General features: G+C 65.9%; 22 protein-coding genes. 7 read left to right on the top strand and 15 right to left on the bottom strand.

The genetic code is table 11. From position 1 onward, the window contains the following. Window positions 1–172: 172 nt before the first annotated feature. The gene (locus QX124_RS10685; RefSeq protein ID WP_315734796.1) at window positions 173–1,261 is read right to left on the bottom strand and encodes a Zn-dependent alcohol dehydrogenase; all 1,089 of its coding nucleotides are present in this window, start codon (window positions 1,259–1,261) and stop codon (window positions 173–175) included. Between the two features lie 41 nt (window positions 1,262–1,302). Beyond that, on the bottom strand, window positions 1,303–3,087 hold the full coding sequence (locus QX124_RS10690) for an acyl-CoA dehydrogenase family protein (RefSeq protein ID WP_315797115.1): 1,785 nt from the start codon (window positions 3,085–3,087) through the stop codon (window positions 1,303–1,305). A gap of 110 nt (window positions 3,088–3,197) precedes the next feature. Here QX124_RS10690 and QX124_RS10695 point away from each other — a divergent pair, with 110 nt between their 5' ends. After that, window positions 3,198–4,217: a glutathione S-transferase family protein gene (locus tag QX124_RS10695; RefSeq protein WP_315797116.1), complete on the top strand. Its 1,020-nt coding sequence runs from the start codon at window positions 3,198–3,200 to the stop codon at window positions 4,215–4,217. A gap of 95 nt (window positions 4,218–4,312) precedes the next feature. Beyond that, window positions 4,313–5,014 (top strand): SDR family NAD(P)-dependent oxidoreductase, encoded by a 702-nt coding sequence (locus QX124_RS10700; RefSeq protein WP_315734802.1) that lies wholly within the window; start codon window positions 4,313–4,315, stop codon window positions 5,012–5,014. A 158-nt stretch (window positions 5,015–5,172) separates the two neighbouring features. Here the strand turns inward: QX124_RS10700 and QX124_RS10705 are convergent, their stop codons facing one another. Both QX124_RS10705 and QX124_RS10710 read right to left on the bottom strand, forming a co-directional pair. Further along, window positions 5,173–5,787: a GNAT family N-acetyltransferase gene (locus QX124_RS10705; RefSeq protein WP_315797117.1), complete on the bottom strand. Its 615-nt coding sequence runs from the start codon at window positions 5,785–5,787 to the stop codon at window positions 5,173–5,175. Between the two features lie 78 nt (window positions 5,788–5,865). Next, window positions 5,866–6,069: a DUF1127 domain-containing protein gene (locus tag QX124_RS10710; protein WP_315734806.1), complete on the bottom strand. Its 204-nt coding sequence runs from the start codon at window positions 6,067–6,069 to the stop codon at window positions 5,866–5,868. A 113-nt stretch (window positions 6,070–6,182) separates the two neighbouring features. Here QX124_RS10710 and QX124_RS10715 point away from each other — a divergent pair, with 113 nt between their 5' ends. The 3 genes from QX124_RS10715 to QX124_RS10725 all read left to right on the top strand — a co-directional run bounded on the left by QX124_RS10715 (window position 6,183) and on the right by QX124_RS10725 (window position 9,126). Continuing rightward, on the top strand, window positions 6,183–7,103 hold the full coding sequence (locus QX124_RS10715; RefSeq protein ID WP_315734808.1) for a transcriptional regulator GcvA: 921 nt from the start codon (window positions 6,183–6,185) through the stop codon (window positions 7,101–7,103). Window positions 7,104–7,223: 120 nt separating this feature from the next. Beyond that, window positions 7,224–8,534, top strand: a complete 1,311-nt coding sequence (locus tag QX124_RS10720) for an MFS transporter (protein WP_315775542.1) — start codon at window positions 7,224–7,226, stop codon at window positions 8,532–8,534. 109 nt (window positions 8,535–8,643) lie between these two features. Further along, entirely contained in the window at window positions 8,644–9,126 is a 483-nt protein-coding gene (locus QX124_RS10725) for a CinA family protein (RefSeq protein ID WP_315797118.1), read from the top strand. A gap of 222 nt (window positions 9,127–9,348) precedes the next feature. On the opposite strand, the gene QX124_RS10730 is transcribed toward QX124_RS10725, so the two are convergent. The 10 genes from QX124_RS10730 to QX124_RS10775 form a co-directional block, all read right to left on the bottom strand. Then, on the bottom strand, window positions 9,349–10,689 hold the full coding sequence (locus tag QX124_RS10730; protein ID WP_315734814.1) for an HlyD family type I secretion periplasmic adaptor subunit: 1,341 nt from the start codon (window positions 10,687–10,689) through the stop codon (window positions 9,349–9,351). Next, window positions 10,686–12,428, bottom strand: coding sequence for a type I secretion system permease/ATPase (locus QX124_RS10735; protein ID WP_315734816.1), 1,743 nt, complete (start codon window positions 12,426–12,428; stop codon window positions 10,686–10,688). Before QX124_RS10735 ends, QX124_RS10730 begins: the two co-directional genes overlap by 4 nt. A gap of 194 nt (window positions 12,429–12,622) precedes the next feature. After that, entirely contained in the window at window positions 12,623–12,892 is a 270-nt protein-coding gene (locus QX124_RS10740; RefSeq protein WP_315713716.1) for a GlsB/YeaQ/YmgE family stress response membrane protein, read from the bottom strand. A 124-nt stretch (window positions 12,893–13,016) separates the two neighbouring features. Further along, entirely contained in the window at window positions 13,017–14,000 is a 984-nt protein-coding gene (locus QX124_RS10745; RefSeq protein ID WP_315797119.1) for an ABC transporter ATP-binding protein, read from the bottom strand. Window positions 14,001–14,254: 254 nt separating this feature from the next. Next, complete coding sequence (locus QX124_RS10750) at window positions 14,255–15,667, bottom strand: amidase (RefSeq protein WP_315797120.1); 1,413 nt, start codon at window positions 15,665–15,667, stop codon at window positions 14,255–14,257. After that, a complete protein-coding gene (locus QX124_RS10755; protein ID WP_006611297.1) occupies window positions 15,664–15,861 on the bottom strand; it encodes a hypothetical protein in 198 nt (65 codons plus the stop codon). The genes QX124_RS10750 and QX124_RS10755 overlap by 4 nt, the downstream gene beginning before the upstream one ends. A gap of 28 nt (window positions 15,862–15,889) precedes the next feature. Beyond that, entirely contained in the window at window positions 15,890–16,939 is a 1,050-nt protein-coding gene (locus tag QX124_RS10760) for an oligopeptide/dipeptide ABC transporter ATP-binding protein (protein ID WP_315797121.1), read from the bottom strand. 5 nt (window positions 16,940–16,944) lie between these two features. Next, window positions 16,945–17,823, bottom strand: a complete 879-nt coding sequence (locus tag QX124_RS10765) for an ABC transporter permease (RefSeq protein WP_315783816.1) — start codon at window positions 17,821–17,823, stop codon at window positions 16,945–16,947. 28 nt (window positions 17,824–17,851) lie between these two features. Next, window positions 17,852–18,805: an ABC transporter permease gene (locus QX124_RS10770; RefSeq protein ID WP_315797122.1), complete on the bottom strand. Its 954-nt coding sequence runs from the start codon at window positions 18,803–18,805 to the stop codon at window positions 17,852–17,854. A gap of 191 nt (window positions 18,806–18,996) precedes the next feature. Then, complete coding sequence (locus tag QX124_RS10775) at window positions 18,997–20,646, bottom strand: ABC transporter substrate-binding protein (RefSeq protein WP_409997683.1); 1,650 nt, start codon at window positions 20,644–20,646, stop codon at window positions 18,997–18,999. A gap of 218 nt (window positions 20,647–20,864) precedes the next feature. On the opposite strand from QX124_RS10775, the gene QX124_RS10780 reads away from it, so the two are divergent. Continuing rightward, the gene (locus QX124_RS10780; protein ID WP_315734830.1) at window positions 20,865–22,460 is read left to right on the top strand and encodes an ABC transporter substrate-binding protein; all 1,596 of its coding nucleotides are present in this window, start codon (window positions 20,865–20,867) and stop codon (window positions 22,458–22,460) included. Window positions 22,461–22,545: 85 nt separating this feature from the next. Here QX124_RS10780 and QX124_RS10785 read toward each other — a convergent pair whose 3' ends face one another. Beyond that, window positions 22,546–23,577, bottom strand: a complete 1,032-nt coding sequence (locus QX124_RS10785; RefSeq protein ID WP_315734832.1) for a hypothetical protein — start codon at window positions 23,575–23,577, stop codon at window positions 22,546–22,548. An 81-nt stretch (window positions 23,578–23,658) separates the two neighbouring features. On the opposite strand from QX124_RS10785, the gene QX124_RS10790 reads away from it, so the two are divergent. After that, window positions 23,659–24,015 (top strand): hypothetical protein, encoded by a 357-nt coding sequence (locus QX124_RS10790; protein WP_315734834.1) that lies wholly within the window; start codon window positions 23,659–23,661, stop codon window positions 24,013–24,015. Window positions 24,016–24,038: the final 23 nt, after the last annotated feature.

Below are 24,038 nucleotides of genomic sequence, written 5' to 3' on the forward strand. Positions count from 1 at the left end.
GGCTTCTTCAACAACGCCTAGCCAAATTCCGCCGTCGTCCTACATCGTCATGGCCAGGCCGGCCATCCATCTTCCAGAGAGGCTGGATGCCCGGGTCAAGCCCGGGCATGACGGGTAACTAATAGGCAGACCCGCCGAACCTCATCACCTGCCTCACACCCGACCACCCACCTCACGCGTCGAACATGATCACGCTGCGCAGCGTCTTGCCGGCTTTCATGTTGGCAAAGCCCTCGTTGATCTCGGACAGCTTCAGCTTGGCGGAGATCCAGTCCTCCAGATGCAGCTTGCCGCGCAGATAGAACTCAACGAGACGGGGCATGTCGACGCGGAAGTGGTTCGAGCCCATCGACGAGCCCTGGATGCGGCGCTCGCGCAGGAAGTCGAAGCCGTGCAGCTCGATCTTCTGGCCGAACGGGATCATGCCGACGATGGTCGCGGTGCCGCCGGGCGCCAGCATCGCGAAGGCCTGCTCGGCGGTCTCCTTGCGCCCGAGCACCTCGAAGGCGTGATGCACGCCGCCCTTGGTGAGCTCGCGCACCTGCGCCACGACGTCGCCCTCAGCGGGATTGATGATGTCAGTCGCACCCAGTTTCGTCGCAAGCTGCAGCTTGGCCGGATTGGTATCGATGGCGATGATACGGCCCGCGCCCGCGATCTCGGCGCCGTTGATCGCAGCCATGCCGACGCCGCCGCAGCCGATCACGGCCACGGTCTCGCCGGCCTGCACCCGCGCCGTGTTGACGACGGCGCCATAGCCGGTGATGACGCCGCAGCCGATCAGCGCCGCGAGGTCGAGCGGCATGTCCGGGCGGATCTTCACGATCGCATTCTCGTGCACCAGCATCTGCTCGGCGAAGGACGAGAGGTTGAGAAACTGGTGCAGCTTCTCACTTCGTCCCCATGACAGCCGGTTGGAGGCGCCGGGCGGCATCTTCACCGTCGTATCGGTGCACAGCACCGGGCGGCCCGTCGTGCAGTTGTCGCAGGTGCCGCAGAACACGGACAAGCACGTGACGACATGATCGCCCGGCTTCACATAGGTTACGTCGGCGCCGACCTGCTCGACGATCCCAGCCGATTCATGGCCGAGCACGGCGGGCAGCGGATGCGGATACAGGCCTTCGATGAAGTGCAGGTCGGAATGGCAGAGACCGGCCACCGCCGTGCGGATGAGCACTTCCCGCGGCCCCGGCTTGGGCACACTGATGTCCTCGATCACCAGCGGCTTGTTGACCTCCATCAGCACGGCGGCTTTCATTGGCGTTCTCCCGATCTTGTTTGTTGTTGGTCGCGGCAAGCCTACGCCGCTGACAGCAGTTCGCCAACCTCCTCCATGTCAGCGGTACGTTCGCCGAGCAGCAGCGTGGCGATCGCATCATCCATCCTATTTTCCGCAAGCCGGAACGGATCGGACGGCGTCAGCCGGTGCGCGACGACGAGCTTCGCCAGCAACAGCCTGCGCGCGTCGCCGCGCATCACGTGGATGCGCGCGCTTTCCCAGGTCGTCGAGACGGCGCTCGCCACGTGATACAGCAGGCTGGTGGCGCGGCGCGCTTCGGACTCATTGTCGGCGCGTCCAGCGACCTCGCGCGCAAAGCCCACGGCACGATCCACGAGTCGATGCAGCTGATCGCGCCAGGCCTGCGGCACGGCGGCGCTGTCGTCGAGCCGCGCATGCAGGTCGGCTGCCAGCGCGGCCTCCGCACCGTGCCGGCCCACGGCGCGCTTCAGCGCATCGAGCGCGACGATGTTGCCGGTGCCCTCCCAGATCGAGCCGAGATGGGCGTCGCGCAGCAGCCGCGCGGTGACGAACTCCTCGACATAGCCGATGCCGCCGCGCATCTCCAAGGCATCGCCGCAGACCTTGCGCGCGTCGCGCGTGGCACGGAACTTCAATGTCGGCGTCAGGATGCGCAGCAGCGCCGCGGCCTCCTGGCTGCCGGCCTCGGCACGGTCGAGCGCGTCGGCGGTGAGGAAGCTCATCGACAGCGCCTGCTCGGTCGCGAGCAGGATCTTCATCAATTGCCGACGCCCGAGCGGCAGGTCGACGATGCGTTTTCCGAACACCACGCGGTTGCGCGCGACCGTGATCGCGTCGTGCCAGGCCCGCCGCATCAGCGCAGTCGACTTGACGCCGTTGGAGAGACGCGACGAGTTGACCATCTCGGCCATCTGCACGAAGCCGCGATCGAGCCGCCCGACCGCATAGGCGATCGCGCCCTCCAGCTTGATCTCGCCCGAGGCCATCGAGCGGGTGCCGAGCTTGTCCTTGAGGCGCACGATCCGATAATGGTTCTGGCTGCCGTCATCGAGGAAGCGCGGCATCAAGAACAGGCCGACGCCGCGCGTTCCCGCTTCGGCACCTTGCGGCCGCGCCAGCAGCATCACCACTTTCGCATCGGCATTGGAGCAGAACCATTTCTCGCCATGCAGGCGCCAATGGTCGCCCTCCGGGACGGCGACCGTCGTCAAGGTGCCGACATCGGAGCCGCCCTCCTTCTCGGTCATGAACTGGCCACCCTGGGTCAGCTTTCTCATGTCGGTCTGCGTCAGGCCATCGAGGTACTTGGCCTTGAGCCCGTCGCTGCCGAAGCTCGCCAGCAGCTTGGCGCAGCCATCGGTGACATTGATCGGACAGCCCAGACCGAACTCCGCCTGGTTGAACAGGAAGGTGAAGGCGTGCTTTGCCGCGACGGGATATTTGCTCGGCCAGCCGAGAATGCCCTTGCGGATCGACATCGCATGAATGCCGAACTCGCCAAAGGCGGCGCGCTCCAGCTCGCGATACGCGGGATGATACTCGACCCACTGCACGTCGCGGCCGAAGCGGTCGCGCTGGTGCAGCACGGGGCCATGACGGTCAGCCAAGCGGGCGCATTCGTCGAGATAGGAGCCGGCGAGCTCGCCGAGACGGTCGAGATGCGGCACGAGGTGCCGAAACAGCGTCTCGGGCAGATGGATGCGCAGGAGATCGGTGAGCGCCGGATCGGCGCGATAGAAGTTCAGCCCCGTGGTATCGGGCGCCAGCAACTCCGGCCTCGCGCCGCCGGTCATCACGTCATCGCGTTTCAGGAACTGATGCATGATCGTTAAGCCCTCGTTCGTTTCCGCAAGTCTCTGATGGACTCTTCGACAGGTTGCGCCTGATGGGATACACAACAAGCAGCGGCGTGCGCCGAACCGGGAGCAGATCCATGACCAATCAGCCGACGGAGGTTTATCGCATCTTCGGGGCGGAGATGTCGCCCTATTCGGTCAAGGTGCGATCGTATCTGCGTTACAAGGGCATTCCGCATCAATGGATATTGCGCAATGCGGAAAGCGAGGCGGAGTTCGCGCGGCACGCCAAGCTGCCGATCATTCCGCTGGTGGTCGGCCCCGACGAGATGCCGATGCAGGATTCGACGCCGATCATCGACGCGCTGGAGCTCGACTTTCCGCAACCCACGCTTCATCCCGGCGACGCGCTGACGAGCTTCATCTCGGCCTTGATCGAGGAGTTCGGCGACGAGTGGGGCAACAAGTGGATGTTCCATTATCGCTGGGCCCGCGATCTCGATCAGCGCGCCTCGGCCGGACGCATCGCCCGCATCCGCGCCCCCAGGGCGGACGAGGCCGAGTGCGGCAAAGTGGCGGATAAAGTCCGCGCCCGCATGGTCGAGCGGCTCTGGTATGTCGGCTCGAACGAGATCAACGCGCCGCAGATCGAGCAGGGCTTTGCCGAAATGCTCGACCTGCTCGAACGACATCTCTCGGTCAGGCCGTATCTGTTCGGCCACCGTCCGGCCTACGGCGATTTCGGACTGTGGGGCCAGCTCTACGAGCTGTGGACCGATCCGACCGCCGGCGCCCTGATCGAAGGCCGCGCGCCGCATGTGCTGGCCTGGATCCACCGCATGCTATGGCCGCGCGCCGAAGGCGAGTTCGAGCTGTGGCCGGAACTGTCACTGACCTTGATGCCGATCCTGACCCGCCAGGTCGGCGCGCTGTTCATGCCGTGGACGCTCGCCAACGAGCAGGCACTGGCGGAACAGCGCGACGTCTTCAGCGTGCAGCTGGGTGACTTCACGTGGACACAGAAGCCGCAGAAATATCATGCGCGCTCGTTGGCCATGCTCCGCGGCAAATACACGTTCCTGCACGATCGCAGCCGACTCGACGTCGTGCTGGAGGAGATTGGTTGCCTCGCCGGATTGCAGCCGCGCCCCACCTGAGGGCGCGCGGCAAAAATGTGGGGACGAGCCGTAGGAAGTCGGCCGCCGGTGCATTAGCTTGATTCCTGCGGACGCTTTGGCCCAAGGACCTGCCCATGGACATCCCAGCCTACAAGATCGCCCTCATCGTCGGTGCCGGCGAAGGGCTCTCGGCCTCGCTGGCGCGGCTGTTCGCGCGCGAGAAGATCCGCGTGGCGCTGGCTGCGCGCAAGATCGAGAAGCTCGGCGCGCTCTGCAACGAGACCGGCGCCCGCGCCTACCCCTGCGATGCGACCAATCCGGAGGAAGTCGAGCGGCTGTTCGGCATCGTCGAGCGCGAGATCGGCGCGCCTGATCTCGTGGTCTACAATGCCAGCGCGCGGGCGCGCGGAGCGCTCACCGATCTCGTGCCGGCCGACGTGCAGCAGTCGATTGCCGTCAGCGCCTTCGGCGGCTTCTTGGTGGCGCAGCAGGCGGCACAGCGCATGCTGCCGAACAAGCACGGCGCCATCCTGTTCACCGGCGCCTCCGCCAGCGTGAAGGGCTACGCCCAGTCGGCGCCGTTCGCGATGGGCAAGTTCGCGCTGCGTGGCCTCGCCCAGAGCATGGCGCGCGAACTGTCGCCGCAGGGCATCCACGTCGCGCATTTCGTCATCGACGGCGGGATCAGGAGTGCGGCAAGGCAGGAGCCCGCCGAGCGCCCGGACTCGATGCTCGACCCGGACGCCATCGCTGCCAGCTATTGGAGCGTGCTGCAGCAGCCGCGCAGCGCCTGGAGCTGGGAGATCGAGCTCAGGCCGTGGGTGGAGATGTTTTGAGGCGCGGCGTAGTCATTCGATTGCCGATGCTCGCCTCACAACGACTGTCATCGCCCGGCTTGACCGGGCGATCCAGTACGCGCAGCTCGCGGAGAGGAACGTGGACAGACCGCAGCGTATGGGATACCCCGCCTGCGCGTGGCAGGACGGACGTCATATCATGAATGTGCTATGATGCGTGGCTCACGGTCCACTACCCTCAGGCCACCGCTTGGCGATTCCGTAGACCGGTGCCTCAGCTCCTTCTCGAACCGCACCAAGGTCCAGTCATCGGGATACTGGCGAAGATCGAAGCCGGACTTCCTGGCGAGCGCAATCATCACGTCGTTGGTACGCAGCGCGTCACCCGACAGCGTGACGCCGCCGAGCGCAACCGCACGGTGCTCGAGATTCGCGATCAGCGCCGGGCCGATGCCGTGGCCCTGCCAGCGGTCCTGCACCGACAGGCCGAACTCGACGCGGCCGGTATCGCGGTCGAGCGCGTAGCGCGCTTCGGCTACGATGCTCTCGACGCCGTCGTGATCCATCACGCCGATCAGGCTGTAACGGTCGTTGCGGCCGAGCGCGACGAAATCGTCGAGCACAGCCGGAGGCAGTTCGCTCAGCGCGCCGAGGAAACGCTTGTGACGCGAGCGCGGGCTCAAGGAGCGCACATAGGTCTGCAGCGCCTCGGCATCAGCCGATGTCACGAAGCGCAGCCGCACCTCCTCGCCACGCCGGGTGTGAATGGCGTTGGATGCGGCGGCAAAATCGGCAACGGCGGACGTCGGCATGACGGACTCCGGCGGAGATCAAATTGCCGGCGCCCTCCTTTGCGGAGCGGCGCCGGCGCGGCGGGACGAGTGAGGGGCTCAACCCCGCCAGAACGGCTTGTCGATCTCGGCGGCGATATCGCTACGGGACAGGCCGAGGTCGTGCAGGTCGCGCTCCGACCATTGCGCCAGCTCGTGCCGTGTGCGGTAGCGGAGGCGCCAGGCGGCGAGCAGCTCGGCCACCCCCGACCAGAAGCCGGGAGTATGATGTTTCGTCATTGACGAGGAGACGTAGAATGACATGAAAGCCTCCTGTATTGCACTGAGCGTGCACTATCGGAGGCTTGCCTTTCATCTACAAACGACATTTACTACCGCTTCGGATGATATAACGTCATGTAAACGGGAGACCCTGAGTGACCCGGCTGCCGTCGCTGAATGGATTGCGGGCGTTCGAGGCCGCGGCGCGGCATCTGAGCTTCACCCGCGCGGCCTCCGAACTGAACGTGACGCAGACCGCGATCAGCCATCAGATCAAGCGCCTGGAGGATGAGCTCGGGCTGCGCCTTTTCGTCCGCCAGAACCGAAGCTTGGCGTTGACGCCGCAGGCCCGCGACTATCTCCCGCTGGTGCGGGCGGCGTTCGACGATCTCCGGCTGGCGACCGAGCGGCTGGTGCGCAAGGACAACGCCAAGGTGCTGACGGTCTCCACCATCGCCTCGCTGGCCGCCAAATGGCTGCTGCCGCGGCTGACGGCATTCCAGGAAGCCCATCCCGGCATCGACGTGCGGATCACGACCTCGACCACCCTGGTCGACTTCCGCAAGGACGACGTCGACGCTGCGATCCGCTATGGCCGCGGCCACTGGCCGGGCGTTCGGGCCGAATGGCTGATGGCCGACGAGCTGTTTCCGGTGTGCAGTCCGGCGCTGCTGCAGGGCGACAAGCCGCTACGCTGTCCGGAGGACCTCGCGCATCACACGCTGCTGCAGGCGAGCGGCGGCTATGACGACGACTGGCGGCTCTGGCTGACCGCGGCGGGTCTGCCGGTGGAGATGTCGAGGCAGGGCCGGCTGAGCTTCGACCTGTCGCTGATGACCGTCCAGGCTGCGATCGACGGGCTCGGCGTCGCGATCGGCCGCACAGCCTACGTCCAGGACGACATCGCCAAGGGCCGGCTGGTGGTGCCGTTCAAGATGGCGCTGCCGAGCGACGCCGGGTTCTATCTGGTGACCCCGGAGGGACGAACCGATCCGCCGAAGCTGAAGGCGTTCCGGCAATGGCTGAAGGATGCAACGCAGCAGAAGTCGGCCGCCGGCAATTCTGTTCAGGCCTAGGGCGCCTTGAGCGCAAAGCTATTGGCCGCCAGGGCCTGGTGTGGCAGATTGTCGCACCTTTCCCCTCGGCCGGCGTAGAAATCCTCCGCACGAGCCTCTCGACGGTAGGAGTTTCCCCGCGTGTCCTCAACGTCAATCCCGCAGCCGGCTACGATCCATTCGCGCATCGGCGCGATCCTGCGCGCCACCAGCGGCAATTTCCTCGAGCAGTTCGACTTCTTCCTGTTCGGGTTCTATGCCCCGATCATCGCCAAGGCGTTCTTCCCATCGGAGAACGAGACTGCATCTCTGCTGAACGCCTATGGCGTGTTCTGGCTCGGCGCCCTGATGCGGCCGGTCGGCGCGATCGTGCTCGGTGCCTATGTCGACAAGATCGGCCGGCGCCAGGGCCTGATCGTGACGCTCGGCATCATGGCGGTCGGCACCGTTGTCATCGCGTTCTGCCCGACCTATGCGACGATCGGCATCGCGGCCCCGATCATCGTGCTGCTCGGGCGGCTGTTGCAGGGCTTCTCGGCCGGCGTCGAGCTCGGCGGCGTGTCGGTCTATCTGTCCGAGATCTCCACGCCCGGCAATCGCGGCCTCTACACCTCGTTCCAGTCGTCCAGCCAGCAGGTCGCGATCTTCGTCGCGTCGGTCATCGGCTATGTGCTCAACCAGGCCATGCCGGCGGACATGGTGGCGGCCTGGGGCTGGCGCATCCCGTTCTTCATCGGTTGCCTGATCATTCCGCTGATCTTCTTCCTGCGCCGCACGCTGGAGGAGACGCCGGCCTTCCTCGCCATGAAGAAGCACCCGACCGCGCGCGAAGTGTTCGCCTCGGCGCTGGAGAACTGGCGCATCGTGATCCTCGGCATGATGATCGCGGTGCTGACCACGACGATGTTCTACTTCATCACCGTCTACGGTCCCGGTTTCGGCAAGGAACTGAAGCTGTCGGCGGCGGATTCACTGCTCGTCACTTTGCTGGTCGCCGTGACCAACTTCTTATGGAATCCGGTTGGCGGCGCGGTGTCGGATCGGATCGGACGCAAGCCGGTGCTGGTGACCATCGCGGCTCTGGCGTTGCTGACCGCCTATCCCGCCTTGCACTGGCTCGCGGCGGCGCCGAGCTTCGGCAAGCTGCTCGCGGTCGAAATGCTGTTCTCGTTCTATTTCGGCGTCTACAGCGGCACCATGCTGGGCTGCCTGGTCGAGATCGTGCCTGCGCATGTCCGCACCACCTGCTTCTCGATCGCCTTTGCGCTGGCGGCCGGCCTGTTCGGCACCGCGACACCGGCGGTCTCGACCTGGCTCATCAACAAGACCGGCGACAAGGCCTCGCCCGGCTACTGGCTGATGTGCGCCGCCGTGCTCGGTATCATCGCAGCGATGACCGTCTATCGCGGCGGCCGCCAGGCCGTCGCGGCGCGCGAGCCGGTCATTGCGTGATCGCTGCGAGGGGCTGCGCCTTCCTTGGCGCGCGCTTTCGGCGCATGATGGTGAGGAATGAACAGCAGCCGGCGGCAGCGGGTGTCGACGCTGCCGAAGGATGACCGCCATGCAGCACCTCATCGCTGTCGCCGAGAAGGTCGCGGCGCGGCTGATCGCCAACAAGCAGACCATTGCCGTTGCGGAGTCCTCCGCCGGCGGCCTGATCGCGGCGGCGCTGCTCGCGGTGCCCGGCGCCTCCGCCTATTTCCTCGGCGGCGCCGTGGTCTATACGCGCGACGCCCGCCGCGTGCTGATGGACATTCCGGACGAGGCGATGAAGGGCATTCGCTCGGCGTCGGAGCCTTATGCGGAGCTGCTGGCGCGGCAGATCAGGACACGCTTTGCGACCGATTGGGGCTTGTCGGAGACCGGCGCGGCCGGCCCGACCGGTAACCGCTATGGCGACGCCGCTGGCCATGCCTGTTTCGCGGTGGCCGGCCCCGCGACCGCTGTGGTCACCCTGGAGAGCGGCCGCAGCGACCGCTTTGCCAACATGCAGCTGTTCGCGAAAAGCGCGCTGGAGCTGTTGCTCGCGAAGCTCGAACAGTAAGTGCTCCGGTGTCGTCCCCGGGCAAGCAGCGGCGGCGCGGCAGCGCGGCCGATGCGCCGACCCGGGACCCATACCGCGTGATCCCGCTTGGGGCACGCTGCGCGTTGAACCTGCGACGCAAGCCAATGTCCGCCGGTGGTTATGGATCCCCGCGTTCGCGGGGATGACACTGAGTTTGGGGCAGCGCCAATGGTCTCGAAGCAGCGGCGTGTCGCCCTTGCCTCACTTCTCCCGGAACGCACGCATCAGCTGGTCGTGCAGCGGCTTCATCAGGTAGGAGATCACGGTGCGGTCGCCGGTCTGGACGAAGGCTTCGACCGGCATGCCCGGAATCAGCTTGACGTCGCCGAGCCGGGCGATCTCCTCCGGCGGCATCGAGACGCGGATGGTGTAATAGCTCTGGCCGGTGCGCTGGTCGGTGGTGACGTCGGGCGAGACGCGGCTGACGACGCCATTCAATTCCGGCGTGGTGCGCTGGTTGAAGGCGGAGAGCCGCAGCAAGGTCTTCTGGCCGACCTGCAGCTTGTCGATGTCCTGCGGATTGACCTTGGCTTCGACCTGGAGGTCGTCGCTCTGCGGCACGATCAGCATGATGGCGTCGCCCGCGGTGATGACGCCGCCCACGGTGTGGACGGTCGACTGCAGCACCATGCCGTCCTGCGGCGCGCGGATGTCGACGCGGCGCAGCTGGTCCTCGGCGGTGACCTTGCGCTCGACAAACTCGCCGATCTTGTCGGTGGTCTCGCGCAGGTCCTTGGACACCTCGCTCACCATGTCCTTGTCGACCTGGATGATCTGCAGCTCGGTCTCGCTGATCTTGCCCTTGGCCTGGGCGCGGGCCGCGATGAACTGCGCGCGCTCGCCATTGAGGCGGGCGGCGTCGCGCTCCAGGGCGGTCAGGCGCGACAGCTGCACCAGATGCTGCTCATACAGCTGGCGCACGCCATCGAGCTCCTTCTGCACCAGCGCGATCTCCTGGTCCTTGGCGCTGACCTGCGCCGAGAGGCCCTCGATCTCCTCGTTCAGCTGGGTGACGCGCTCGCGCAGCTGCGCCTTCTGCCCGACGCGGCCGTTGACGCGGACCTCGAACAGCTTGGTCTCGGAGGCGAGCAGGCTGTTGACGTCGGGATCGCTCAACCGCTGCAGCAGCTGCGGCGGGAACAGGATCTTGGCCCAGCCGCGCTGCTCCGCCTCGAGCCGGGCGGCGCGCGCCTGCAGCGCGTCGAGATTCTTGGTGACGATGGCGAGGCTCGCCTTGGTCACGGTGTCGTCCAACCTGACAACGATGTCGCCGGACTTGACGACGTCGCCGTCGCGCGCCCTGAGCTCGCCGACCACACCGCCGGTCGGATGCTGCACCTTCTTGACGTTGGATTCGACCACGATCTGGCCCGGCGCGATCAACGCGCCGGAAATCTGCTGCGTCGCGGCCCAGCCGCCGAGCCCGCCGGCGACTGCAACGACGACGCCCATGCCGACCAGCAGGTGACGCCGGATCGACTCGCGCACGCTCTCCGGCTTGCGCGCCCTCGGAAGAGGACCAGCGACGACCTGACTGCTCATGACTTCGTCACTCCGGCCTCCGAGACGATCTTGATCGGTGCCGGCGGGCGCGGCTGAAGCACCTGCGCCAGCACCGTCTCCTTCGGACCGAAGGCCTGCGCGCGGCCGTCCTTCATGACCAGGACCTGATCGACCGCCTCGATGCCGATCGGCCGGTGTGCGACGATGACCACGATCGCGCCGCGCGCCCGCGCCGAGCGCACCGCGCGCGACAGCGCCTCGTCGCCTTCGGTGTCGAGATTGGAGTTGGGCTCGTCGAGCACGATCAGGAACGGGTTGCCATAGAGCGCGCGCGCCAACGCCACGCGCTGCGCCTGGCCCGCCGAGAGCGCGGCGCCCTGCTCGCCGATCTCTGTATCGTAGCCGTCGCGCATCTTGATGATCATGTCGTGCACGCCGGCCTCCTTGGCGGCGGCGATGATGCCGTCAGCGGAGGCTTTCGGATCGAAGCGGCAGATGTTCTGCGCCACGGTGCCGCCGAACAGCTCGACATCCTGCGGCAGATAGCCGATGTGGCGGCCGAGCTCGTCCGTCGACCATTGGTCGAGCGCCGCGCCGTCGAGCCGGACATGGCCGCGCACCGGACGCCAGACGCCGACCAGCGCGCGGACCAGCGACGACTTGCCCGACGCGCTCGGGCCGATGATGCCAAGGCCGTTGCCGGCGGACAGCGCGAAGCTCACGTCCTGCACGATCGCCTTCTGATCGCCGGGCGCGACGATCGAGATGGCCTCGACCGAGAGCTTGCCGACCGGCGGCTGCAACAGGGTCGGCGCCGGTCGCTGCGGCATCGTCTGCAACAGATGGCTGAGACGGCGCCAGCTCTGGCGCGCGGCAACGAAGCTCTTCCAATGCGCGATCGCGAGATCGACCGGCGCCAGCGCCCGCGCGCTCAGGATCGAGCCGGCGATGATGATGCCCGCGGTCGCCTCCTGATGGATCACGAGATAGGCGCCGACCGCGAGCACCGCGGACTGCAGCATCATGCGCAGCACCTTGGCGATGGCGCCGAGGCCGCCGGCGACGTCGCTGGCGCGCTGGTTGCCGGCGAGATATTTCTCGTTGGTCTCGCTCCAGCGCGACAGCATGCGCCCGGTCATGCCCATCGCGACCAGCACCTCCGCGTTGCGCCGGCTTGCGGTGGCGAGATCATTGCGGCGGGCGGCGAGCCCCATCGCCTCCTTGGCGGGAGTGCGGGTGAGGAATTCGGTGATCAGCGTCAGGGTGACGAGGATGATGGCGCCGGCCAGCGCCGTGACGCCGAGCATCACGTGAAAGGCGAAGCAGATCGCCAGATACAGCGGCAGCCACGGCAGATCGAAGAACGCGCCCGGCCCCTGGCTGCCGAGAAAGCTCCTGATGTTGTCGAGGTCGCGCAACGGCTGCAGCCCTTCGTTGCGACCGCCGGCCGCCAGCGGCAACCGCACCACGGTGTCGAACACCCGCGCGTTCAGGCTCTCATCCAGAGCGGTGCCGATGCGGCCGAGAATACGGCTACGGATCATGTCGAGCGCGCCCTGAGCGGCGTAAAGCCCGGCGGCGATGATGATCAGGCCGATCAGGGTCGGCACGGACCGGCTGGGCAGCACCCGGTCGTAGACCTCGAGCATGAAGATCGAGCCGGTGAGGTAGAGCAGGTTGATGATGCAGCTCATCGCCCCAACGCCGATGAAGGCGCTGCGGCAACCGCGCAAGGCATCGCTGAGCTCGGATTGCCTCACGTGAGGTGCGGCCGCCATCACCACCATCTCTTCAATTGATCAAATGAGCTGCATGACCGCCGATCAAAAGCACAAACTGGCGGCAAACAAGGCGAAATATACTGATTCCTGCGGTGAGCGTCCAACGATGCTCACTTTAGCGTAAATTAGCTATGTGCTTGGGTATGTCGCGTGGCGCAGTGCAAACGTTCAGCCGCGCCGGATCGCAAGCCCTAGAGCCGCCCGCCGGTCCGCACCAGCCGCACCACCAGCAGAAGAATGATGGCGCCGAGCGCGGAATAGACGATTTCCGACACGAGGCCGGTCCCGATCCGGACGCCAAGCCGCGGGAAGATCAGGCTCGCGACCAAAGCGCCGAGCACGCCGATGACGATGTCGCCGACCAGCCCGAAGCCGGTGCCGCGCACGATCTTGCCCGCGAGCCAGCCTGCAACCAGGCCAACGAACAGAATGACCAGGATACCTTCGTTCGATACGTGCATGGCGAGTCCTCATCCGGCGCGGACGATCGGTCCCACGCGTGCCAGCACCTTAGCGAGGCCGCCGCGACGCTTCGACACGCGATGCACGGTTTCGGCCGGTGAGTAGCGCGTTTCGGGCGAACCGTTACGTCGCCGCCACACTTGCCGGCGCCTCGGCCAGGATACAGCGCGCCAGCCGCCGCGGCCCGAGCGCAATGTTCGGCGGCATCGCCTCCGAGCAGCGCGGCTGCGCCAGGCTGCAGCGCGGTGCGAACGAGCAGCTCCGCGGCGTCCGGTCGAGCGAGGGTGGCGTGCCGGGAATGGTCTGCAGCCGCTCGCCGCGCCTGGCACCGTGGATCGTCGAAGCCAGTAGGCCGCGCGCGTAGGGGTGCATGGGTTGGCGCACGATCTCGCGCAAGCTGCCCTGCTCCACGATCTCTCCGGCATACATCACGGCGAGGCGGTCGCAGATCTCGATCGCGACGCCGATGTCGTGGGTGACGAAGATGACGGACATGCCAAACTCGCGCTGCAGTTCGCGCAGCAGCAGCAGGATCTGGATCTGCACGGTGGCGTCGAGTGCGGTGGTGGGCTCGTCCGCCAGCAGCACTTTCGGCCGGCACGCCAGCGCCAGCGCGATCATCGCCCGCTGGCGCATGCCGCCGGACATCTCGTGCGGATAGGACTCCAGGCGACGCTTCGCCGAGGGAATCCTGACGACGTCGAGCATCTCCAGCGCCCGCGCCTGCGCTTCTGCAAAACTCTTGCCCTCGTGCCGCATGACGGTCTCGGCGATCTGCCGGCCGATGGTATAGACCGGATCGAGCGCAAGTCCCGGCTCCTGGAAGATCATCGACACGGAGCGGCCGCGAAACTGCGACAGCTCCTCGTCGTTCATCGCCAGCACGTCGCGGCCCAGCACCTTGACACTGCCGGAGATCTGCGTCCGCTTGTTCGGCAACAGCCGCATCAGCGCCCGCATGGTCACGCTCTTGCCCGAACCGGACTCGCCGAGCAGGCCGAGCACCTCGCCGTCGCCGAGCGACAGGCTGACGTCGTTCACCGCATGCACGGTGCGCTCGCCGGTGAAGCGGATGGTGAGATTGTCGATCTCGACGAGGTTGGTCATGGGGAGGCTATCTCACCTTGCCGTCAGGAACGCCGTGGCCAATTGCGAAGTGAGCTGCCACCCTCCCCTGGAGGGGGAGGGCCGGCTCGCATGAAGCGCAGCGGAATGCGAGACGGGGTGGGGTGACAGCCCCTCCATGGACTCGCTTCGAAGGGGAGAGACCGTCACCCCACCCCGATTGCGCATGCCATGCGCAATCGACCCTCCCCCTCCAGGGGAGGGCGAGACCATCGAGCGGGATGCACAGGTCTCCCTCATGGCAGCGTCGGCACCCTGGCGTGGAAATCAGTCGCGCGCTGGAAGGCGGCGCCGATGGTCAGGATCGTAGCCTCATCGAACGCGCGGCCGATCAGTTGCATGCCGACCGGAAGACCCGTCGACGTGAAGCCAGTCGGGATCGCCAGCGATGGCAGGCCGAGATAGTTCACCGGGCGGGTGAAGCGGGTGATGCGCTGGATCACGGCCTCCGCACCCGGCGCGCCGCCAACGTCGCTCTCGACGATCGAAGGTGTCACCAGCGGCGACACCGGTGCGACCACCGCATCGACGCCTGACGTCGCTGCGACATGCGCCGCCAGAGCCGCACCGCGCCAACGCAGCGCTTCGAGATAGGCGACGCCGGAGACGGCCAGCGCGTTCTGCAGCCGCATCAGCACCTGGGGGCCGTAGTCCTGCGGCCGCTCGATCATCCAGCGCTTGTGGAAGGCGGCCGCCTCGACCGCTAGCACGAGCTGGCAGGCCGCGGTGAGCTGGCGCTGATCCGGCAGCTCGACCTGAACCACATCGGCGCCCTCGGTCTTCAGGACCGCGATCGTCGCATCGAGACAGCGCGCCACCTCAGGATCGAGGTCGTCGACATAGAACGCCTTGGGCACGCCGATCCTGAGACCCTTGATCGAGGCCTGGGTGGCCGCGACATAGTCCGGCACGGGCGCGGCGCTGGCGGTCGGATCCTCGGGATCAGGACCAGCCATCAGCCCGAGCAGCAACGCGCAATCCTCGGCAGTCTGAGCAAGAGGTCCGACCGTGTCGAGCGACTGCGACAGCGGCATCGCACCGGCGCGGCTGACGCGGCCCCAGGTGACCTTCAGGCCGGTGACGCCGCAGAAATTCGCGGGCATGCGGATCGAGCCGCCGGTGTCGGAGCCGAGCGCCGCAAAGGTGAGACGCGCGCCGACCGCCGAGCCGGAGCCGGACGACGAGCCGCCGGTGACGTAGCCGAGCTTCCAGGGATTGTGCACCGGACCGTAATGCGCGTTGTGGCCGGTCGGGCCATAGGCGAACTCGGCCATCTGCAAGGTGCCGAGCCGGATCGATCCGGCATCCTTCAGCCGCTGCAGCGCGGTCGACGTCGTCGTCGCCACGAAGTCGCGCCGGATCAGCGAGCCGCAGGTCGAGATGTGGCCGGCCTCGTAGTACATGTCCTTGTGGGCGAGCGGCACGCCATGCAGCGGGCCCTTCTGGCCGTCCTTGGCCAGGGCGGAATCGGCCTCGGCGGCCGCCTTCAACGCCGGCTCGGACTCGATCGCCATGAAGGCGTTCAGCTTCGGCTGCCATTGCGCGATGCGGTGCAGGCAGGAGCGCGTCACCTCGACCGAAGAGAGCTTCCTGTCAGCGATCGCCTTCGCGACGTCGGTCAGGGTCATCAAGGAAGGTTCGGTGCTCATCGGCCCACCTTCAGCGTCTGCGCCACGACGTAGCTCGCAGGCTCCAGGTCGAACGGCAGGGTGCCGGCGACCGCGGCGAAGTTGTCGAAGGCCGGTCCGATCGAGTCGGCGATGCGGGTCGCAACCTCCTTGTCGACGGGCAGCCCGGAGGCCTCCGCGATGGCACTGACTTGTTGGGGCGTGGGTCTGGTCATTCCGCTTCTCGCTGCTGGTGTCTGCCCTTCAGGCGGCCGGCGCACGGCTGTGTCCCGAACCTGATATCGCCATGTGGCAGGCGGCCTGATGGCCCATTGTATCCAGCTCCGTCAATCTTGGCGCGACATTCGAGCAGAGCACCTCCGCGAACGGACAGCGGGTATGAAACCGGCAGCCGGCCGGCGGATCGATCGGATTCGGCGGATCGCCGGAGAGCGGCGGCGTCTCGGTGCGCCGGTCCGGATCGGATGACGGCATCGCCGCCAGCAGCGCCCGTGCATAGGGATGCGCCGGCTTGGCCCAGACCTGCTCGACCGGGCCGAGCTCGACGACCTCGCCGAGATACATCACCAATACGCGATCGGAGATGTAGTTGATGACGTTGAGGTCGTGGCTGATGAACAGATAGGTCAGGCCGAACTCGCGCTTGAGGTCCATCAGCAGGTTGAGCACCTGCGCCTCGACCGATTTGTCGAGTGCCGACACCGCCTCGTCGAGAATGACGAGCCGCGGCGACAGCGCCAGCGCCCGCGCAATGTTGACACGCTGGCGCTGGCCGCCGGAGATTTCGTGCGGATAGCGGTTGGCGAAGGTTTCGGGCCGCAGGCCGACCTTGCCGAGCAGCTCGCGGGCGAGCGAGCGCGCCGCGATGTCGGTCATGCCGTGCACCTTCGGCCCGAACGCGATCGACTCCTCGATCGTCAGCCGCGGATTGAGCGAGGCATAGGAATCCTGGAACACCATCTGCATGCCGCGACGCAGCTCGCGCAGTGACATCTCATGCCCGACCTGGCGGCCGTCGAAGATGATCTCGCCGGCATCCCGCTCCATCAGGTGCATCAAAAGCCGCGCCGTCGTCGACTTGCCGCAGCCGGACTCGCCGACGATGCCGACGGTCTCGCCCTTGCCGATGACGAACGAGACATCATCGACCGCGCGCACCGTCTTGCGTGCGCCGAACAGGCCGCCACGCACCGGGAAATGTTTGGTGAGACCATCGACCCGCAGCAGCGGCTGCGCCTTGCCGCCGAGGTCCTCGATCGGCTCCAGGCCGGTGACTGCCGTTGCTTCACTCATGATCATCAGCTCCGGATGTCCATGGCGCTGCGCAGGCCGTCGCTGAGCAGGTTGAAGCAGATGGAGACAGCAAAAATCATCGCGCCCGGCAGCGCCGCCACCCACGGATTGACGTAGATCGCGGTGCGGAGCGTGTTCAGCATCAGGCCCCATTCCGGCTCCGGCGGCTTGGTGCCGAGACCGAGGAACGAGAGACCCGCAGCGAGGATCATCGATACCGAGATCAGGCCAGTGGCGTAGACGAAGATCGGCCCGAGCACGTTGCCGAGCATGTGCGCGCGCATGATCGTGAACGATGAGGCACCGGAGGCCCGCGCCGCCTCGACGAAATCGCGGTTGCGCACACCCGTGGTGACGCTCTCGGCGACGCGGGTGATCTGCGGCACGAACACGATGGTCAAGGAGACGATGGAGTTGGTGATGCCGGCGCCGAGCGCGCCGGAGATCGCGATCGCCAGCAGCACCGAGGGGAAGGCGTAAAACACGTCGATGGTGCGCATGATCGCGGTGTTGACCCAGCCGCCGACATAGCCGGCGACGAGGCCGAGCAGGGTGCCGATGCCGAAGGCGAGGATCACCGGCGAGATGCCGATCAAGAGCGACAGCCGGCCGCCATAGATCAGCCGCGCCAGCATGTCGCGGCCGAGCTCGTCGGTGCCGAGCGGATAGCTCGGCGTGCCGATGTGGCGCAGACGGCGGATCATCGAGCCCTGATAGGGGTCGGCGAGATGCAGGTAGGGCGCGAGCAATGCGGAGAGCAGGATCAGCAGCAGGATCGCGACGCAGACCATGCTGACCTTGTCCCTGATGATGCGGCGGCCGACGGTTGCCCAATAGCCGCGTGCATTCGCCACCGGGGCGGCCTGCAGAGAGGCGTCGTTCATCGTGCTCGTGGGACTGACGCTCACCGCACTAGCCTCGCTTGATGCGCGGATCGATCGCGGCCTGCGCGATGTCGACCACGAGGTTGAGGATGACGAAGAACATCGCCAGCACCAGGATCGTGCCCTGCAGCAGCGGCAGGTCGCGCTGGAAGATCGCCGAGTTCAACAGCAGGCCCGAGCCTGGCCATGAGAACACGGTCTCGATCAGGATCGAGCCGCCGAGCATGTAGCCGAGCTGCAGCCCCATGATCGCCAGCGCCGTCGGTGCGGCGTTCTTCAGCACATGGCGGAACACATGGGTCTCGCGCAGCCCCTTGGCGCGCAGCGCCTCGACGAAATCCTGGCTCAGGATGTCGCCCGTCAGCGCGCGCACGGTGCGGGTGATGATGCCCATCGGGATCACCGACGTGGTGATCGCGGGCAGCACCAGGAAGCGGATATGCGCCCAGTCCCATGACCACGCGCCCGAGCCGGACGGACCCGCGCCGACCGCGGGCAGCCAGTTCAGCTCGACCGAGAAGATGATGACGAGCACCATGCCGAGCCAGTAATGCGGCACCGAGACGCCGGCGATCGCGATCGACGTCGCGACCTTGTCGATCCAGGTATCGCGGAAATAGCCGGCGACGAGGCCGAAGAACAGGCCGAGCGAGAAGCCGATGATGGCGGCGGCGATTGCGAGCGTCACCGTGTTGGACACCGCGCGCAGCACCTCCGCCAGCACGGGACGGCCGGTGGCGATGGAGTTGCCGAGGTCGCCATTGACCGCGCGCCACAGCCACAATCCGAACTGCACCGGCAGCGGCTTGTCGAAGCCATAGGCGACGCGGAGCTGCTGCGCGAGCTCCTGCGACGCGTCGGCCGGCAGCACCGCGACCAAGGGATCGCCGGGCGTGATGTGAACGAGCATGAAGCAGACGAGCGCGACGCCGATGATGATCGGAATCGCATAGACCATCCGCCTGGCAGCATAAGAGAGCACGAGTCACCTGTTTCTTCCTTCACCCATACGGGAGAAGGTGGTGATGGAAGACTCCCCTCCCCCTTGCGGGGAGGGGTCGGGGGTGGGGGTCCACGCGAAGACTGCCGCCGGAGGCCCCCCTCCCCGCCCCTCCCCCACAAGGGGGGAGGGAGCGCAACGGCGCACGTGCAGAGACTACCCCTCTATCAAGATCACGGCTCCACCGAGATCGGCGAGAAGTCGATGAACCAGCTCTTCGGCTGCACCACGCCCTTGACCTTCGGGCTCATGGCGCGCGGGCCGACGTCGTGGGCGACGTAAAGGAACGCCGCATCATCGACCGAGGCCGCATGCAGCTCCGCGAGCGCCTTGTCGCGCTCGGTGGGATCGAAGGTCTGGCGCGCCTTCTTCACCAGCTCGTCGAACTTCGGATTATTGATGAAGCCCCAATTGTTGGACACCGGCGGCGCCATCGAGGACTGCAGGAAGCGCACCAGCGCGAAGAACGGATCCATCGCCGCGTAGGTGACGTTGGTGGCGTTGGCGCCGTTGGCGGAGGGATCCTTGGCGCCGCGGCGCCAGTTGGTGAACAGCGTGTTCCACTCGATGACGTCGAGCTTGACGTCGAAATAGCACTCGGCCAGCGCCTGCTGCAGATATTCGTTCATCGGCAGCGGTTGCATCTGGCCCGAGCCCGACGCCGAGGTCTGCGTCTTGACCTCGAGCTTCTTGTTCGGGCCGTAGCCGGCCTCCTGCATCAGCTTCTGTGCGGCCGCCTTGTCGTACTTGATCTCGAAGGTGACGTTGCCGCGCCAGGGATGGCCCTTCTCGAAGGTGCCGGTCGCCGGCACCATCAGTCCGGCGAGCAGACCATCCTTCAGGCCTTCGCGATCGATGCAGAGATTGGCGGCCTTGCGGACGCGGATGTCGTTCCACGGCGAGCCGTCGACGCGCGAGAACTGCCAGGGCCAGACATGCGGCTGCTCATTGGCGTAGAGCTTGAAGCCGCGCTGGTTGATCTCGGGCAGCGCATCCGGCGCCGGCGCCTCGACCCAGTCGACCTGACCGGACAGCAGCGCCGCGGTGCGCGCATTGGCTTCCGGCATCGGCAGCAGGATCATCTTGTCGGACTTCGGCACGCGCGCCTTGTCCCAATAGGCCTCGTTCTTCGACAGCTCGAGCCGCTCGCGCGGCGTGAACTTGGTCATCTTCCACGGGCCGGTGCCAGAGGCGTCCTTGGCGAAGGCGGCCCAGGCGGCTTGCGACTTCGCCTTGTCGTCGGCGCCGGTCGCGGCCTCATAGAGCTTCTGCCACTTGGTCGGGCTCGCCATGAACAGGTTGGTGAGGTTGATCGGCAGGAAGCTGTCCGGCTCCTTGGTCGTCAGCTCCACCGTGAGGTCGTCGATCTTGCGCGCAGACGCCAGCGTCGGCATGCGCGAGGCGGTGACGCCGACCTGGCTCGGATCGAACTGCGGCGCGTCTTGCTTCAGCACCTTCTCGACGTTCCACACCACGGCATCGGCGTTGAACGGCGCGCCGTCATGGAAGGTGACGCCGGGACGCAGCTTGAACGTCCATTTGGTCTTGTCGGCGTCGTCGACCTTCCATTCGGTGGCAAGGCCGGGAATGACGACGCTCGGCTTGTCCGCCGACGACAGGTCCCACGCCGTCAACGCGTCATACATGGTGAGGCCGGTGAAGCGGTTACCCTCGAAGCCCTGGTCGGGCTGGCCGAGCGTGCGCGGAATGTCCGCCGCAGTCATGCCGATGCGCAGCACGGATTCCGCGCTGGCTTGCGCCGGCAGCGCGAGGGCCGAGACCGTCGTCATCATGGCAGCCGCAACAGCCGCACGTTCCTTCATTGAGGTCGCAATACGCGAAAGCACGATCAACATCTCCGATCAAGCTGGCTAAATTCTGTGCATCGTTATGCAACGGCTATGCCAGCGGTGCCTTCGCGCACGGCCCTGCGACGCGAGGTCACAACCGTTTGTACTCAAATGATCACGACCGGGGCTTGGCACCCGGATTGCAAGTTTCGCGGATCGAATTGATCCGATTGCCACGGAGCTTCACCCGCATGCGTATCCTCAACTCACTGCTTGCCACCGCGCTTGTGCTCGGCCTCTCGGCCGGCGCGGCGCGGGCCGAAACCGTTCTACGCTACGGCATCTCGATGGCCGACATCCCGCTGACGACCGGCCAGCCCGATCGCGGCGCCGGCGCCTATCAGTTTACCGGCTATACGATCTATGATCCGCTGGTCGCGTGGGACATGAGCACAGCCGACAAGCCCGGCAAGCTGATCCCGGGCCTCGCCAGCGAGTGGAAGGTCGATGACGCCGACAAGACCAAGTGGCGCTTCACCCTGCGCAAGGGCGTCAAGTTCCACGACGGCAGCGACTTCAATGCCGACGCGGTGATCTGGAATCTGGACAAGGTGCTCAACGATAAGGCACCGCAGTTCGACAAGCGGCAGAGCGCGCAGGTCAAGACGCGCCTTCCGTCGGTGGCGAGCTACGCCAAGATCGACGACTCCACGGTCGAGATCACCACCAAGACGGTCGACTCGTTCTTTCCCTATCAGATGCTGTGGTTCCTGATTTCGAGCCCGGCGCAGTATGAGAAGCTCGGCAAGGACTGGGACAAGTTCGCCAGCCAGCCCTCCGGCACCGGGCCGTTCAAGCTGACCAAGCTGGTGCCGCGCGAGCTCGCCGAGCTGACGAAGAATTCCGAATATTGGAACAAGGACCGGCTGCCGAGGACGGACAAGCTGGTGCTGGTGCCGATGCCGGAGGCGCTGACCCGCACCAATGCGCTGCTCGCCGGCCAGGTCGACCTGATCGAGACGCCGGCGCCGGACGCCGTGCCGCAGCTCAAGGCGGCCGGCATGAAGCTCGTCGACAACGTCACGCCGCATGTCTGGAACTACCACCTCAGCGTGCTGCCGGGATCGCCCTGGACCGACATCCGGCTGCGCAGGGCGCTCAACCTCGCCATCAACCGCGACGAGGTCGTCGGGCTGATGAACGGCCTCGCCAAGCCGGCCAAGGGCCAGGTCGACCCGTCGAGCCCGTGGTTCGGCAAGCCGAGCTTCGAGCTGAAATATGATGTCGCCGCCGCCAAGAAGCTGGTCGAGGAGGCCGGCTACTCCAAGGACAAGCCGCTCAAGACCACCTTCATCATCGCGCAGGGCGGCACCGGCCAGATGCTGTCGCTGCCGATGAACGAATATCTGCAGCAGAGCTTCAAGGAGATCGGCATCGACATCGACTTCAAGGTCGTCGAGTTGGAGACGCTGTACACGCATTGGCGCAAGGGCGCGGCGGACGAGATGAACGCCGGCATCACCGCCAACAACATCGCCTATGTCACATCGGACCCGCTCTACGCGATCGTCCGCTTCTTCGCCTCCGACCAGATCGCGCCCGTTGGCGTCAACTGGGGCGGCTACAAGAATCCCAAGGTCGATGCGCTGATTGCTGAAGCCAAGCAGACGTTCGATCCGGCCAAGCAGGACGAGTTGATCGCGCAGGCGCATGCGGCTGTGGTCGACGATGCGGTGCTGGTCTGGGTCGTGCACGACACCAATCCGCACGCGCTATCGCCGAAGGTCAAGAAGTTCGTGCAGGCGCAACACTGGTTCCAGGACCTGACGACGATCGGGGCGGAATAACTGACCGGGCCGGCGGCTGTCGTGCTCGCAAAGAAGGAAGCCCGGCGTTTTGCCGGGCTTTCTCTTCAGCACGATAGCCAATATTTCATTTCCCGAAGGCGCCCGAGTCAAATTTGTAGGAGGCCTGGAGAAAGCCGCCGTACCGCTCGTAGCTGAAGGTCGTGGGCGACCCCGGGACTCCAGGAAATTGGGTGGTCCCACTGGTCGTCCGGGCGTACCAATAGCGGCCACCGACGCCGACGCTGAAATTTCTCGTCACGTCGTATGACACAATGCCCTCGAGCTGGTAGCCCCAGCCATTTCCAGATTGCGGAAGCGGATTGATGTCGGGCCGCAGCCAGTGATTGTCGAATCCGCTCAGCCGGACGTAGGGCAGAACGGCGCCATCGAGGGTGACGTTCCAGTTCTGGCCGAGCTTGAAGACGCCGTTCAACCCGACACGGAGCGAATCCCAGTTCTCGGTCTTGCTGAGCACCAGCACGCCCCCCGCAACAGGATCGAGACCACAGATAAACGGATTGGTCGCGACCTGGATACATCCGTATGCGTTGACGGTTTCGTAGAAATGGTTGTAGCCGATGAAGCCGCCGACCTTGAACGCCGGCCCCCTCCAGAAATTGTAGCCGGCGTCGATCGTGCCGTACCAAAGCCTGCCGCTGTTCACGCTGCTGTCCGTATTCGAGTACGGAATGACGGCTGGCGGGAAGTCTTCGTCGTTGAGCCTGCCGCTGAAGATGTTGCCACCGCCCGCAAAGCCCTTGGCGAAGAAACCCAGACTGTGATCGGCCCTGGCGAACCCCTCGCCGGCATGGCTGTTGAGATTCTTGTAGGTCAGCAGAGAATTGGTTTGGCCAGCGACGAAAGGATCGCCCAACGTGTAGCGGGTGCGGCCCGAACTGTAGAAATAGCGGGCGCCGACCTCGAACTCCCACAGCGAGACCGGCGGAGGCGGCGCCTTGACCGGGAGATCCGCGGCCGACACCGCGCCGGCCCCGAGCACACAAGCCACAGCAGCGATGAGGCTGCCCGCAACTGGTAGAGTGAAACGCTTGATCGCACCCCGTGCCGGCCTGCCCTGCGTCAAACCAGCCGCACTCCTGTCCTCAGAAGACTGCATCGATGCCCCCCATCTGCAGCACTTTCTATCTTCGGTAGAGACATGCTACAAGTTCGCGCAGATTCATGCAATCGACGTCACATGACACAAGTTGCTTCTTATCCCCCTGTTGCAACCTCGCAACAAACGCAATGCGCTCGACGCCTGCTCGATTGCGCTATCCTTGTACCAGTCCCGCAGACTGGAGCGCGCTATCGTTCGGTCAAGCTCGTCATCCTGTCGCTCGCATTCATCGGCAAGCTCGCGGCGGTGGACGCCCAGACATCATCCAATGGGCCTGGAACCCGCTTCGTCCCATCGTCATCGAAGCACGATGCGGGCAAGCTGCCGCGTGCCAAGCGAAGCCTCCCGCCACGGCATTCCACCCGCCCCGTCCCCGGCACGGAAGAGCGCAGCAAGCGTTGCCCGCCCTATTCGGCTTATGTGGTCTGCAAGTGATGAGCATACTCATCGCGCGGGCA

Source organism: Bradyrhizobium sp. SZCCHNRI3043 (assembly GCF_032377735.1).
Classification (GTDB): Bacteria; Pseudomonadota; Alphaproteobacteria; order Rhizobiales; family Xanthobacteraceae; genus Bradyrhizobium.

Coding starts and splice junctions, on each gene's coding strand:
- QX124_RS10690 (WP_315797115.1), bottom strand. CDS start 3,087: ATGCATCAGTTCCTGAAACGCGATGACGTGATGACCGGCGGCGCGAGG.
- QX124_RS10725 (WP_315797118.1), top strand. CDS start 8,644: ATGCAGCACCTCATCGCTGTCGCCGAGAAGGTCGCGGCGCGGCTGATC.
- QX124_RS10705 (WP_315797117.1), bottom strand. CDS start 5,787: ATGCCGACGTCCGCCGTTGCCGATTTTGCCGCCGCATCCAACGCCATT.
- QX124_RS10790 (WP_315734834.1), top strand. CDS start 23,659: ATGACACAAGTTGCTTCTTATCCCCCTGTTGCAACCTCGCAACAAACG.
- QX124_RS10740 (WP_315713716.1), bottom strand. CDS start 12,892: ATGCACGTATCGAACGAAGGTATCCTGGTCATTCTGTTCGTTGGCCTG.
- QX124_RS10710 (WP_315734806.1), bottom strand. CDS start 6,069: ATGTCATTCTACGTCTCCTCGTCAATGACGAAACATCATACTCCCGGC.
- QX124_RS10780 (WP_315734830.1), top strand. CDS start 20,865: ATGCGTATCCTCAACTCACTGCTTGCCACCGCGCTTGTGCTCGGCCTC.
- QX124_RS10695 (WP_315797116.1), top strand. CDS start 3,198: ATGACCAATCAGCCGACGGAGGTTTATCGCATCTTCGGGGCGGAGATG.
- QX124_RS10700 (WP_315734802.1), top strand. CDS start 4,313: ATGGACATCCCAGCCTACAAGATCGCCCTCATCGTCGGTGCCGGCGAA.
- QX124_RS10765 (WP_315783816.1), bottom strand. CDS start 17,823: ATGAACGACGCCTCTCTGCAGGCCGCCCCGGTGGCGAATGCACGCGGC.
- QX124_RS10775 (WP_409997683.1), bottom strand. CDS start 20,646: ATGAAGGAACGTGCGGCTGTTGCGGCTGCCATGATGACGACGGTCTCG.
- QX124_RS10785 (WP_315734832.1), bottom strand. CDS start 23,577: ATGCAGTCTTCTGAGGACAGGAGTGCGGCTGGTTTGACGCAGGGCAGG.
- QX124_RS10745 (WP_315797119.1), bottom strand. CDS start 14,000: ATGACCAACCTCGTCGAGATCGACAATCTCACCATCCGCTTCACCGGC.
- QX124_RS10685 (WP_315734796.1), bottom strand. CDS start 1,261: ATGAAAGCCGCCGTGCTGATGGAGGTCAACAAGCCGCTGGTGATCGAG.
- QX124_RS10750 (WP_315797120.1), bottom strand. CDS start 15,667: ATGAGCACCGAACCTTCCTTGATGACCCTGACCGACGTCGCGAAGGCG.
- QX124_RS10760 (WP_315797121.1), bottom strand. CDS start 16,939: ATGAGTGAAGCAACGGCAGTCACCGGCCTGGAGCCGATCGAGGACCTC.
- QX124_RS10730 (WP_315734814.1), bottom strand. CDS start 10,689: ATGAGCAGTCAGGTCGTCGCTGGTCCTCTTCCGAGGGCGCGCAAGCCG.
- QX124_RS10755 (WP_006611297.1), bottom strand. CDS start 15,861: ATGACCAGACCCACGCCCCAACAAGTCAGTGCCATCGCGGAGGCCTCC.
- QX124_RS10735 (WP_315734816.1), bottom strand. CDS start 12,428: ATGGCGGCCGCACCTCACGTGAGGCAATCCGAGCTCAGCGATGCCTTG.